Origin of the sequence: Algibacter sp. L1A34 (assembly GCF_009796805.1) — a bacterium.
GTDB lineage: Bacteria > Bacteroidota > Bacteroidia > Flavobacteriales > Flavobacteriaceae > Algibacter.
Map to the genome: position 1 here is coordinate 541,783 of NZ_CP047029.1, position 12,528 is coordinate 554,310.

Here is a 12,528-nt window from a genome sequence, read left to right on the forward strand (position 1 = left end):
AATGGCAAAGCATCGATAAACTAAAAGTACTGACCAATACCAAACACTAAACCTTGTGTAGCGTTTTTAGAAACACCATAGCCATAATCTATTCTAAAAACAGCATTATAGATCTTCTTATGAAAAAAACGTAACCCAATGCCTGGATAAAGTTTCATATTTTTACTTCTACTAAAATCGGATAGTTCACCACCGGGATTTCGCCAAGAACCAGCATCTACAAAGGCATTACCTTGCAGAACAAACCAATCTTTTTCAAAAAGTGTGTGGCGGTATTCTGTATTAACGACTATTACACCCGTACCTCTATCTATGGTATTCCCTACGCCACGTATATTAACATTGTTATCTACAGAAAACGGTGCAAAAGGGGTATCGTTATTAGATGCTAAACCCAACCGAATTCTATTTGCCCAATTGCCTTTTTCCCCAACTCTTTTGAAGAGAAAAAAATCGTTCCAACCAATAAAAAAATCTTCGACACCTTCGCGTCTAGATGTTACAAACTGAAAATTAAACTGACTTCTAAATCCCGATATATACTGATAAGAATAATCTAAATTATTAAACTCGTAAATCCCTTTTAAAAGCCATTTAGGTATATTTAGTTCTAATGGAACCTCTGGACTTGTTTCCCCGCTTTCGTATTTATAATCTTCAACAAAAGTATTTATCCCAAGTTCTAGTTTGTTGCTAAAATTAAACTCGTACAAGCCAGAAAGCCCTATAGACTTATTATTATACCGATAATAAGCCGATGTATTATTAAAAAACACCGGTTCTAACGTTGTTAAACTCTGCAAATTAAAAGCCAAACCTAATTGTTTGGAAAACAAATAAGGTGCTCTAAAATTTAAAGCATAACTATGGAAAACATCTTTTTGATAAAATGCACCAACGGTAATATTTCTTCCTAAGGCATTAAATTCGGTTAACCCTAATCGATATGCAAATTCATCATTATCGGTTGTATAAATATTTAATGAAGGAATGAGTGTGAAGTTTTCTTCAATACCATAAAACACATTATAGCTGCCTTCTTCCGTAGGAAATACTTGATAATACGCATGAGCTACCGAAGGCAAACGTTTTAGGCGCTTAATATCTTGTTCAATAACCGTAGAATCTAAAACACTACCACTTTTTATGGAGGCCAAACTTTTTAAAAAAGACGTTTTTAGTTTTTTATTTCCTTGAATTTTTAAATCGGCAATAATATGGTTTTGTGAAACACCACTAAAACAGATTAGTAATAAAATAAAGAGTAGTTTTTTTTTCATTATTTAGCAGCAAATGGCGTCATGATTACTTGGTTTACCCAATTATCTAAGCTCACGTCCATTACTGTAAATATATAATTATTTCCTGATATTAAATTTGGTGGTGTATTTGGAGTAATATTTAGCACCACATTATCTAGTTTATAATATTGAAATTGATTGTTGAATGTATATGTTCCGGAAATTAAATCTGAATCTTCAGTTGACAAAACTTCAAAGAAAATAGCGTTGTTTTCTTCGGAAATAATATCCCAAGTAAATAAAGGCATTAATGCTTGTTGTTGATTAATACTAACCTCATCGGTCCATAAAGAAGGCTGTTCGTTTTTTTTATTCCGAATTGGAGTTGCTATCTTTATAGCTTCATCTACATTGTAAACCACAGTAAACCAAGCGCCATTAGACTTGGTTTCAAAAAAACGTAAAGCACCATTAAAAAGTGGCTGGGTATCTAAATCAATGAATTTATATTCCGAAAAATCTTTGCTATCCACTTCAGATTCATCTGTTTCATATAATTTAAAATTGCTAGCACCTTCTTCTGGATAAAAATAAACGTAAACAACATTTACATCATTTTCACTACTGGCGGCACACGCAATAACGGTATCTTCTTCGTAAGTTTTATTGTTTAAGAATAGAGATAAAATAGTAGCATCATTTATAATTAAATCGCCGACATCATCAGTTGCACAAGAACCAAGAAATAGACATGCAATTACATATTTAAATTTACTTATGATCGCCATAATAAGATTGTATCAACTTTTCTACGGGTTTATTTTGAGGGGTAAATCTAGAATTATTTACGCCGCCCGCTGTTTCGTGATTATGAAACCATTTCCAAATAAAACCACCAGCAAACCACTCTTCTTTCCAGAATGTTTTAAATAAAGCTTGAGAGGTATTTGTTTGAGCCTGCAAGTTTACAGAATTCATACCCCTATCGCTTCGCCATGGTTCTTTACCAGAATAATCAACACTTCTATAACCAAACTCGGTAAATAATATAGGCTTCTTAAATACTTCTGATGTGCTTTTAATAACCGCTTTATGCACTTTCCAATTAGACATGCACTCTTCTAAAGTTGGTGTTTTAGTTTCACTAACCGGAAAATAGGCGTCTATACCAATATAATCTAACTCATCCCAAAAAGGTGTTCTTTTAAACTCATCCCAATTAGCTGCATAGGTAAGTTTACCTTTATAAATATCTTTAATTTTCGCAATTAAACCTACCCAATACTCAGGTCTTTGAGCTATAAATTTTTCTAATTCTGTACCTATGCAAAAAATCTCGGCATGTAATTCTTCTGCTAACTTGGCATATTCTAAAATAAACTTAGAGTACGATTGTTCGAAAACTTGCCAATTCTCTTCATTTGCCATTTCAATATGGCCAGTATATATCCCATGACTCACCCAAATTTGAGGCTTCAGCATTATTTTGATGTCTTGTTTTCGTAATTCAAGAGCATATTGCTTAGAGCCATTTCTAGTTTCTCCAAGCCATTGCCTTTGGGTATTAAACTTAATTTCCGGATGCGCAATATCCCTAATAAAGCCAAAAGGCATAATCGCAGCAAAATTGGCGTTTACTTTTACAACAGGCATAACATTAACCTGAGAAATAGCTTCTCTGGATGCCACAAAGCTTACGCCGTTAATTTTTTGTGGTTGGGCGTTGCAAGACTGTAGAAGCATTACTGCAACTAGAATTAAGAGTATTTCTCTTTTCATTTAAAAAGTTTTTTTAACTTCTAAAATAACTAATCATTAAAACAATGCTCTTAAACCTATGTTAAATGATTGTCCTAAGCCCGTATCATTACCTCTTACAAAGCCTGTATAAAGGGTTTCTACATTAAGAACATCTGTTAATTGATATTTTAAACCACCACCAAGTGCTGTAAAATCTTGAGAGAAATCATTTCCAGCATCAATTAATTGTGAGTGTTGTATCAACCCTAAAACAGTAAACTTAGAACTTGGGAAATAACTTAAAAACACGCCAGGTGTTAAACGTACGCTATTGTTTGCAAAACTATCTTCTTTTTTTCCGAAGTTATATTCCGAATTAAGTTCTGAAAACAATTGCCATTTTCCACCAGAAAAACTGTAATCATAGAAAAAACGATTCTGGAATATGAATCCTTTTTGATCTAGATACACACCGTTTTCAGTTTCATTATCTATTAAAGGAATATGAAAAGCCGTTTGAATGGTAAAATTACCAACACCCTTAATAGGATTAAATTTTATTGCTGGTGCGAAAGACGTTAAACCAGAACGTGCAGAGTTTGTTTCTCCATCAAATTTAAAAACATCTAAAGCGTCTCTACCTCCAACAACATTGGAACGAAACTCTAATAACAAACCAACATTTAATTTACTGTTAGCTGAAATACCTGTAAAAACATCTAGAGTGGAGGTGAAAAAAGTATTTCTTGGTATATCTTGTTTTTTACCATTCGGACCAAATAAATCTTTAGTTTCGGTATATAAATTATTAAACCACTTAATATCCCATTGCCCACTACTTAATAGTTTTGATGGTGTATAGGTTTGTATATTACTTCTTTTATTTTCAGTTGTATCTTCCTGGGCAAACCCCACTAAAGACATAGTTAATAGTAAAGTTGTTAGTATTTTTTTCATCATTATGTGTTTTATAATTAGTATTAAAGCGCGTTAGTTTTCCAGTTGTAAGGAAAGTAACTCAGTTTATAATCGGCAGGGATTTTTTCGGTTCTATAAAGGTTAATAAAGTCTATTTCATTTTTTCCATTCATGGTAAAATCACCTTTATACCATTCCATAATTTGAGAAGCTTCTACACGAAGCTTTTTAACATTTACCTTTAAAAAGCTTCCATTTATAGCTAATTTAGTTTGCTTCGTCATTTGGTTATTTAACGTTTTTGGTAAATACGCTTTACTAATTAATGGTGGGCAACCTATAGCACCACAAACTAATACAAAATGAAATCTAGCATCCTTGAAAGCCTCTCGTAAAAGTTTATTTTCAATATCATTCAATGTGATATTTTTACCTCCTAAAGCATGTGTTGTTTTATCAAAAAAACCTTTTTTATCTAAAGGAGAATTTAAAGGATAGTTATCCATTATTCCTTTTATTACGGACAAGTTATAGGCATTTATCCAGAATGCTTGGTATACATTAGCATCATTTTTAGAAACTGTAATACCTTCAGCTAAGCTTAAAACCTCATCTAATTGAGCTTGATCGGCATTTATTTTAGAATAATCAACTTTTCCGTTAACCACGTATTCTTTAAAAAAAGAATCGGCCTTTAAAAAGAAATCATTCGTGTTTTGAGCAAAACTTGCAAACGACAATAAACATATGGTTGCAGTAATAATAATTTTATTTTTCATACTATAAATTTTAATAATTCAAAATAACAACTCTTTTTTTTATTGAATTGTTAGCCATCTTACATTTTACAAAAGCTTCTATCAAAGTCCATTAAACTTAAAGCTCCTTACATCTAGATACCTATTTAAAATGATTATAAACTAATACTTCAAGTTAAGTTCCTATCTTTAAAACGACCTAAAGAAACACAATTCTAAAAATTATGGAACATATTGTTATAATCGGGAATGGAATTTCGGGTGTTACCGCAGCGCGACACATTAGAAAACTTTCTGATAAAAAAATCACTATTATATCGGCTGAAACCGAATATTTTTTCTCTCGAACAGCTCTTATGTATGTATACATGGGACACATGACGTTTGAACACACACAACCCTATGAAAATTGGTTTTGGGAAAAGAATAGAATAGAACTAAAAAAAGCTTTTGTTAAAACAGTTGAGACTGAAAACAAAACGCTTCATTTTGAAGATGGTGGTTCTTTAACTTACGATAAGCTCATTATAGCTACAGGAAGTAAACCTAACAAATTTGGTTGGCCTGGTCAAGATCTAGATGGCGTTATGGGCATGTACCATAAGCAAGATTTAGAAAATCTAGAAAAATATGCACCAGATAATAAGGTTTGTAAACGAGCCGTAATTGTTGGAGGTGGATTAATTGGCATTGAAATGGCCGAAATGTTGCACTCGCGGTATATTCCAGTAACATTTTTAGTAAGAGAAGATAGCTTTTGGAATGGTGTGTTACCTGAAGGTGAAAGCAAAATGATAAACCGTGAAATTTTAAGTAGCGGAATAGATTTACGTCTTTCTACAAACTTAAAAGAAATAGTTGCCGATGAAAACGGTAATGTTAAATCGGTTATTATTGATGAAACAGGAGAAGAACTTTCTTGTAACGTTGTTGGTTTAACCGCTGGAGTTGCTCCAAATATAGACTTTATAAGAGATTCTGGTATTGAAATAGGACGCGGTATAAAAGTGAATCGTTACCTAGAAACTAATGTAGAAGGTGTTTACGCTATTGGTGATTGTGCCGAGCAACATGAAGGTATTGATCAACGTCGCCCTATTGAAGCTGTTTGGTATACTGGCCGTATGATGGGAGAAACCTTAGCACAAACTATTTGCGATAATAAAACACAATATAAACCTGGCCATTGGTTTAACTCTGCCAAGTTTATCGATATAGAGTACCAAACCTATGGTTGGGTTTGGGCGCAAGCCAAAGACCATGAATCTCGTTTTTATTGGGAACATGAAGATGGAAAAAAATGTATTCATATTAATTACGATAAAACCACTCGAGAATTTATTGGTATTAACAATTTCGGAATACGAATGCGTCACGAATTTTTCGACAAGATTTTAAATGAAAAGCACACGGTAGATTATGTTTTAGAACATTTAGCCGATGCTAATTTCGATCCTGAATTTTATAAACTTCACGAAAAGGAAATCGTTGCGAAATTCAACCAAGAAAACAATACTAACATTCAATTAAAAAAGAAAAGCTGGAAACGTATTTTTAGCAAAGCATAAGATATGAAAGCAATAAAACAAACCGGTTTAGTCCTTTTTCTATTAGGACTTGCCATATTTATAGGATCTATTTTCACAGGTTCTTTCAGTTTAAAACAAGCTGAGCTGGATACTTTTTTAAAGGAGAAAAACTATAAAAGCAGCATTATTGGGCCAGAATTACAAAAAGCACTTGTAACCTCCGAGGGTTTAAATATTTTTCAATTTTCTAGTCGTGTTATAAATGCATACAAGGTTTCTAATGCTCATTATGATGATCTTATTAAAAAATATGATGCTGAAAAAAATTGGGACGAAAAAGGAAAACAATTTCAATATAAAATTTCGGGTAAACCGCATAGCTTAAGTTTTTCTCTCGCAAAAACAGCAGGTAAAGGCCCTGCTCCAGATAGCACAGGACTTATGTGGTTTTTAACGTTTGGGTTAGCCATTTTTGGAGCTCTTATGTTTATGCTTCCTGATATTATTTTATTAGGAAAACCAGGCATTAAAAACAACGGTATCTTTTTAAACGCGGCTACAAACCGCGGCTGGATTGGTTGGTTTGCTTTTATCTTTTTAGTTACTTTTTATATTCTACTTTATTTCTTTCCAGATTTTATAGTAAACTGGGTCTATTTAGTAGACCCAATTAGTAAATCTATAAGTGGAAACCCTGCAAGTCAATGGTTTTTATATGGCTTTTTATACTGTACAGTAATGTCGGTAATGGCTGTTAGAATGTACATAAAATACCGCCATAACAAATATCAAATATTAAGAACGACTTCGGTTTTATTCTTCCAAATTGTATTTGCTTTCTTAATTCCAGAAATTTTAGTTCGTTTCGAGAAACCTTGGTACGATTTTAAAAATGCTTTCCCTTTAGATTACGATTTTTTCTTCAGATGGAATTTAGACGAACTTCTTGCTAGTGGTGCCTTTGGTTTATTCATTTTAGTTTGGGGTGTTGTTTTAACTATTGTTGTTGTACCAGTTATGGTTTATTTCTTCGGAAAAAGATGGTATTGTTCTTGGGTTTGTGGTTGCGGTGGTTTGGCTGAAACTTTAGGAGATCCATACAGACAACTTTCTAGTAAAACATTACTTTCATGGAGAATGGAGCGTATTATAATTCACTCTGTACTTGTTTTTGTTCTCGTGATGACAGGTTTTGCTTTATACACTTTCTTTTCAGGCTCTGGAGAAGTGCTAGGTATTAAAACACAAACTATACAAGATATTTATGGCTTTTTAATAGGCTCTATTTTTGCCGGTGTTATTGGTACAGGCTTCTACCCTATTTTCGGTAACCGTGTTTGGTGTCGTTTTGGATGTCCGTTAGCTGCATATTTAGGTTTTGTACAACGTTTTAAATCTAGATTTCGAATTACTACAAATGGAGGACAATGTATTTCTTGTGGAAACTGTTCTACTTATTGCGAGCAAGGTATTGATGTTAGAGCTTATGCTCAAAAAGGAGAAAATATTGTACGCTCTAGTTGTGTAGGTTGTGGAGTTTGTTCTGCTGTTTGCCCAAGAGGTGTTTTAAAATTAGAAAACGGACCAGAAGAAGGACGTATTAATCCAACAGATGTTTTACTTGGTAACGATGTTGACTTAATGGATTTAGTAAATAAAAAATAATGAAATATATCTGCTACCTGCTTTTAGTTTCTATGTCTTTCAATAAGTCTGACAATGAAGCTTATGTAAAAACATTTTACGAAAACGGAAGTTTAGAATCTGAAGGCTGGGTTAAGCAAGATAAAAAAGAAGATTATTGGAAGTTTTACTACGATAATGGTCAAATTAAAAAAGAAGGTCATTTTTCAAACAGTAATCCTATAGAATATTGGTATTTTTACGCCCCAAATGGATTAAAAGAAAGCGAAGGCCACTTTGTTAACGGAAAAAAAACAAATTGGTGGGTGTTTTATGACCATTCAGGACAGGTTAACCACAAGTGTCAACTTAAATTTAATCAGAAAAATGGGTATTGCTTAAAGTATAAAAACGGCGATATTATTTCTGCTAGCAAATACAATGCTGGTAAAAAAATTAAAGAATGGTACAACCTAAAAGATTTTAAAAAAGAAAACAACCTACTTAATTTAAGATGACCCAAATAAAAGTCATAATTCCTGCATACAACGAAGCAGATTCTATTACACACGTTATTAAAGCCATTCCTCAAATTGTTGACGAAGTTATTGTGGTAAGCAATAACTCTACCGATGATACAGAAATTAATGCAAAAAATGCAGGTGCCACCGTTTTAAAAGAAACAAACAAAGGCTATGGATATGCTTGTTTAAAAGGCATGACGTATATTGCGAACCAAACTAATAAACCAGACATTATTGTGTTTTTAGATGGTGATTATAGTGATTACCCCGAAGAACTCACTAAAATAGTTACACCTATAATTAATGATAATTTAGATTTTGTTATTGGAGCACGTGTAAAAGAATTAAGAGAAGTTGGGTCTATGACTATGCCACAAGTTTTCGGAAATTGGCTCGCAACAACCTTAATGAGTTTGTTTTTCAATGCAAAATTTACTGACCTTGGTCCATTTAGAGCCATTAAATATGATAAGCTACTGACACTTAACATGGAAGACAAAACCTATGGCTGGACAGTAGAGATGCAATTAAAGGTTTTAAAGCAAAAACTATCATACATTGAAATACCTGTTAATTATAGAAACAGAATAGGCGTTTCAAAAGTGTCTGGCACGGTAAAAGGTGCTATATTTGCAGGCGTAAAAATCTTGGGATGGATTTTTAAATACAGTATAAAAAAATGATTTTAGAGAGCATAATAATTACAATTTACACCATTGCATTACTTCTTATTTTAATGTATGCATTGGCACAACTCAACCTACTGTTCAATTACTTATCGGCGAAAAGAAAAACCGATACTTCTGTGAAATTCGATTTATCTAATCCAGATGAAATTCCGTTTGTTACCATACAACTTCCTGTTTACAATGAAATGTATGTTATGCAGCGCCTACTGGATAATATAGCAAAAATTGACTATCCAAATAATAAATTAGAAATTCAGGTTTTAGACGATTCTACAGATGAAACCATAGAAACCACTAGAGCACAAGTAGAAGCACTTAAAATAACAGGATTAGATATTAAGCACATTACCAGAACTAATAGAGTTGGGTTTAAGGCAGGTGCTTTAAAGGAAGGTCTAGAAATTGCTAAAGGTGAATTTATTGCCATTTTCGATTCTGATTTTCTTCCTAAAAAAGACTGGTTAAAACAAACTGTTCCTTATTTTAAAGACTCTGAAATTGGTGTTGTTCAAACCCGTTGGGGACATATCAACAGGAATTACTCTATACTTACAAAAATTCAAGCCTTTGCTCTAGATGCACATTTTACTCTAGAACAAGTTGGACGAAACAGTAAAGGACATTTTATAAATTTTAACGGTACTGCAGGTTTATGGCGTAAAGCTTGTATTCTCGATGCTGGAAACTGGGAAGGCGATACTCTAACCGAAGATCTAGATTTAAGCTACCGTGCGCAACTTAAAAACTGGAAATTTAAGTATTTAGAAGATGTAGAAACTCCTGCAGAACTTCCGGTTGTTATTAGTGCCGCACGTTCGCAACAATTTAGATGGAATAAAGGTGGTGCGGAAAATTTCAAAAAAATGAAATGGCGCGTTCTTAAAAACAAAAACATTTCAACTAAAACAAAAATACACGGCTTGTTGCATTTACTAAACAGCACCATGTTTTTAAATATTTTATTGGTTGCTATTTTAAGTATTCCAATGCTTTACATAAAGAATGAATACGCACACTTAAAAACGTATTTTATTGTAATGAGTTTCTTTGTAATAAGCACATTAATATTTTTTATCTGCTACTGGGTAATGTATAAAAACATCTATGGTGGTGGCGTAAAAAATTTCGTTAATTATATCGGGATGTTCTTTGTGTTTTTCTCAATAGCTATGGGCTTTTCGCTACATAATACTATTGCTGTAATTGAGGGACACATAGGTAAGAAAAGTGAATTTGTACGCACACCAAAATTCAACATTAGTAAGTTTAAAGATAACTTAAAAACAAACCAATACATCAAGAAAACAGTATCTATAAACGTGATTTTTGAAGGTTTACTGATGGCTTATTTCGCTTTTGGTATGTATAGCGCCTTTATTGTTGGAGACCAAGGTGGCGATTTCGGGCTCTTCCCGTTTCACCTTATGTTATTTTTAGGCTTCGGATTTGTATTTATAAAATCGTTAGTATCAAAAGTTTAATTTGAAGCTTTAGTTGAAATTTTATAGCAATAAACCTTTCCTATAAAAAGAAATTCCAAACTACACCAAAACGTATTGAGAAATCACGATACGGATAATTAGGTGCCGAATAATAATTGTATCCGGTAAAGGCTGCATTAAAATGCTCTGCTTTTAAGAAGATTCGAGTTTGACGTATTTTGGCATTCAAGAAGAAATCTAACCTAGGAAACTCCCCTATCTGTTGGTCGTTTTGGACATAAAATTCTGCTAAAACAGGATCGTAAGCATTCATGTTATACTTTGTGAAATAATTTAAAGTAATACCTGTTTGCAAATACATAGCCTTTTTAAACAAATGACTAGAATAATACAATGTGTTACGCATATTTAGTTCTGGTACATTTAAAACACCTTCTCCATTTGTTACGTTTTGATACATAAAAGTATTATTCAGTGCAAATTTCCCTACTCTAATTTCTTTATCAAGTTTAACTCTTAAATAGTTTATAGTCCCGCCGTATTGTGTTGGAGCAACTAGCTGAGATGTTTCATCTAAATGAAAATAAGCATAATCTGTAATTGTAGAATAATCGATACTTAGGTTTAATATTTTATCGGATTTTAATTCGAAGGCCAACTGTTGAGTTTCAGTATTATTAAAGTTATTCCTCCAATTGTAATTTAAATAATCACTTTGATACAGTAAGAAGTTAAAATTAGGTGCTTTTGAACTGTGATTAAGAGAAGCGATGGCTTGGATATCATCATTTAATTTGAAGCTAGCCTGTCCTTTTAAAAAGTTACCGTCGAAATCACCTGAAACATTAAGTCCAAATTCACCAAGTAAATCGAAACCTCTGTATTGTTTATGATACTTTCCGCCAGCTGAAAGAACATCTCCTTTAATTCTGTTGGTAATAGTAGTTCCTTCTAAAATTACAATTTTATCATAACCATAATTAAAATTATCGTATCCTAAATTAAACTGCAAATCACCAATAATATTATTACTGTAATTTAATTGAAATTGATTATAAAAATGCTCTAATGTAGCACGATCTTTTAAACTAGAACTTTTAAAAGCATCTCCAAAAATTTCTGTTTCCGCACTAGTTTGGCTGTATTCAAAATACTTATCTTCAAAAGAAATAACCTGACCTAAACTTAAATTATTTCGAGATAAAGAATCTTTTTGATTAATAAAAGCATAATTATGTTCCAAATGAAAACGTTTTGCTTTTAGAATACTTTCAGCATTTTCAAAATTTACATCTAGAATAGAGCGATCTATAAACTCTTCGTCACCAGACTCAAAAAACTCAACACTTTCATCTTCAAGTCCACCATTTTCTTCATTAAACAAATCTTGAGTTACAATATGGCCTCGTGCATGATATCTATTATTTTCTGAAGTATAGTTTGATGTAAGCCTAAAGTTTCCCGTACTCGTCACTATATGTTGATATTTACCAATAGAACGCATGCCTTTATAAGCAATTGATAAATTAAAACGCGGACTTGTATTTACAGTAAAAAAGGCATCGAGAAGTTGTCCTTGCTCAAAGGCCGTTTTGTACATTAACTCGGTTAACGGTGTTGGTACGCGGTAGTAATTAATATCTTCAATTTCCATGAAATTAAAATGCCTAGCACGTGCGCCTAAATTTGGCACTAAATCGGTGTTTTTAAAATTATAAGTTAAGCTATTATAGGTTTGACCTAAATTTGAAAAGGCTATTAAACCGAAATTATCTTTTCGTAAATAATTGAATTTATATTCTTTTTTTATAGATAGCGTTGTATCTACGAATGTTGTATCGTTTTCGTGAGAGATGATAAGGTAGTCCTGAATTTTCGGTTTCTCTTCTTTTTCATCTTTTCCTTTTGTACGCTTTGTGTTTTTACCTTCAGAATTTAAACTGTCTTGTTTTTTTAAATTAACAGTTTGACCTTTCGGTAATTCACGTGGTGAATCTTGAGCGCTTACCATGTTAAACACGAGCAAAAAAAGGAATGACAGAATTATTTTATTCATAAATACAA

General features: G+C 32.5%; 11 protein-coding genes. 5 read left to right on the top strand and 6 right to left on the bottom strand.

Features of this window, described 5'->3' with window-relative positions; genetic code table 11:
- Window positions 1-20 precede the first annotated feature (20 nt).
- From GQR97_RS02360 to GQR97_RS02380, 5 genes are read right to left on the bottom strand one after another with little or no spacing between them, the layout of a single operon-like run.
- Window positions 21-1,280, bottom strand: a complete 1,260-nt coding sequence (locus GQR97_RS02360; RefSeq protein WP_158844803.1) for a POTRA domain-containing protein — start codon at window positions 1,278-1,280, stop codon at window positions 21-23.
- A complete protein-coding gene (locus tag GQR97_RS02365; protein ID WP_158844806.1) occupies window positions 1,280-2,029 on the bottom strand; it encodes a hypothetical protein in 750 nt (249 codons plus the stop codon). The genes GQR97_RS02360 and GQR97_RS02365 overlap by 1 nt, the downstream gene beginning before the upstream one ends.
- Window positions 2,013-3,020, bottom strand: coding sequence for a glycoside hydrolase family 113 (locus GQR97_RS02370; protein ID WP_158844808.1), 1,008 nt, complete (start codon window positions 3,018-3,020; stop codon window positions 2,013-2,015). The genes GQR97_RS02365 and GQR97_RS02370 overlap by 17 nt, the downstream gene beginning before the upstream one ends.
- Window positions 3,021-3,056: 36 nt before the next feature.
- Window positions 3,057-3,941, bottom strand: a complete 885-nt coding sequence (locus tag GQR97_RS02375; protein ID WP_158844811.1) for a hypothetical protein — start codon at window positions 3,939-3,941, stop codon at window positions 3,057-3,059.
- Between the two features lie 20 nt (window positions 3,942-3,961).
- Window positions 3,962-4,678, bottom strand: a complete 717-nt coding sequence (locus GQR97_RS02380) for a DUF547 domain-containing protein (protein WP_158844814.1) — start codon at window positions 4,676-4,678, stop codon at window positions 3,962-3,964.
- A 203-nt stretch (window positions 4,679-4,881) separates the two neighbouring features.
- Between GQR97_RS02380 and GQR97_RS02385 the strand changes: the two genes are divergently transcribed.
- The 5 genes from GQR97_RS02385 to GQR97_RS02405 are packed head-to-tail and all read left to right on the top strand — an operon-like array spanning window position 4,882 to window position 10,503.
- Entirely contained in the window at window positions 4,882-6,225 is a 1,344-nt protein-coding gene (locus GQR97_RS02385) for an NAD(P)/FAD-dependent oxidoreductase (RefSeq protein WP_158844817.1), read from the top strand.
- A gap of 3 nt (window positions 6,226-6,228) precedes the next feature.
- On the top strand, window positions 6,229-7,851 hold the full coding sequence (locus tag GQR97_RS02390) for a 4Fe-4S binding protein (protein WP_158844820.1): 1,623 nt from the start codon (window positions 6,229-6,231) through the stop codon (window positions 7,849-7,851).
- Window positions 7,851-8,327 (top strand): toxin-antitoxin system YwqK family antitoxin, encoded by a 477-nt coding sequence (locus tag GQR97_RS02395; protein ID WP_158844822.1) that lies wholly within the window; start codon window positions 7,851-7,853, stop codon window positions 8,325-8,327. The genes GQR97_RS02390 and GQR97_RS02395 overlap by 1 nt, the downstream gene beginning before the upstream one ends.
- Entirely contained in the window at window positions 8,324-9,016 is a 693-nt protein-coding gene (locus GQR97_RS02400) for a glycosyltransferase family 2 protein (protein WP_158844825.1), read from the top strand. Before GQR97_RS02395 ends, GQR97_RS02400 begins: the two co-directional genes overlap by 4 nt.
- Window positions 9,013-10,503 (top strand): cellulose synthase family protein, encoded by a 1,491-nt coding sequence (locus GQR97_RS02405; RefSeq protein WP_158844828.1) that lies wholly within the window; start codon window positions 9,013-9,015, stop codon window positions 10,501-10,503. The genes GQR97_RS02400 and GQR97_RS02405 overlap by 4 nt, the downstream gene beginning before the upstream one ends.
- Before the next feature lie 40 nt (window positions 10,504-10,543).
- Here the strand turns inward: GQR97_RS02405 and GQR97_RS02410 are convergent, their stop codons facing one another.
- Window positions 10,544-12,475, bottom strand: coding sequence for a putative porin (locus GQR97_RS02410; RefSeq protein ID WP_233267592.1), 1,932 nt, complete (start codon window positions 12,473-12,475; stop codon window positions 10,544-10,546).
- Between the last annotated feature and the right edge of the window lie 53 nt (window positions 12,476-12,528).

Bases quoted from the DNA above. Each gene is read 5' to 3' on its own strand.
- GQR97_RS02405 (WP_158844828.1), top strand. From the start codon at position 9,013: ATGATTTTAGAGAGCATAATAATTACAATTTACACCATTGCATTACTT.
- GQR97_RS02400 (WP_158844825.1), top strand. From the start codon at position 8,324: ATGACCCAAATAAAAGTCATAATTCCTGCATACAACGAAGCAGATTCT.
- GQR97_RS02365 (WP_158844806.1), bottom strand. From the start codon at position 2,029: ATGGCGATCATAAGTAAATTTAAATATGTAATTGCATGTCTATTTCTT.
- GQR97_RS02390 (WP_158844820.1), top strand. From the start codon at position 6,229: ATGAAAGCAATAAAACAAACCGGTTTAGTCCTTTTTCTATTAGGACTT.
- GQR97_RS02410 (WP_233267592.1), bottom strand. From the start codon at position 12,475: ATGGTAAGCGCTCAAGATTCACCACGTGAATTACCGAAAGGTCAAACT.
- GQR97_RS02395 (WP_158844822.1), top strand. From the start codon at position 7,851: ATGAAATATATCTGCTACCTGCTTTTAGTTTCTATGTCTTTCAATAAG.
- GQR97_RS02380 (WP_158844814.1), bottom strand. From the start codon at position 4,678: ATGAAAAATAAAATTATTATTACTGCAACCATATGTTTATTGTCGTTT.
- GQR97_RS02360 (WP_158844803.1), bottom strand. From the start codon at position 1,280: ATGAAAAAAAAACTACTCTTTATTTTATTACTAATCTGTTTTAGTGGT.
- GQR97_RS02370 (WP_158844808.1), bottom strand. From the start codon at position 3,020: ATGAAAAGAGAAATACTCTTAATTCTAGTTGCAGTAATGCTTCTACAG.
- GQR97_RS02375 (WP_158844811.1), bottom strand. From the start codon at position 3,941: ATGATGAAAAAAATACTAACAACTTTACTATTAACTATGTCTTTAGTG.
- GQR97_RS02385 (WP_158844817.1), top strand. From the start codon at position 4,882: ATGGAACATATTGTTATAATCGGGAATGGAATTTCGGGTGTTACCGCA.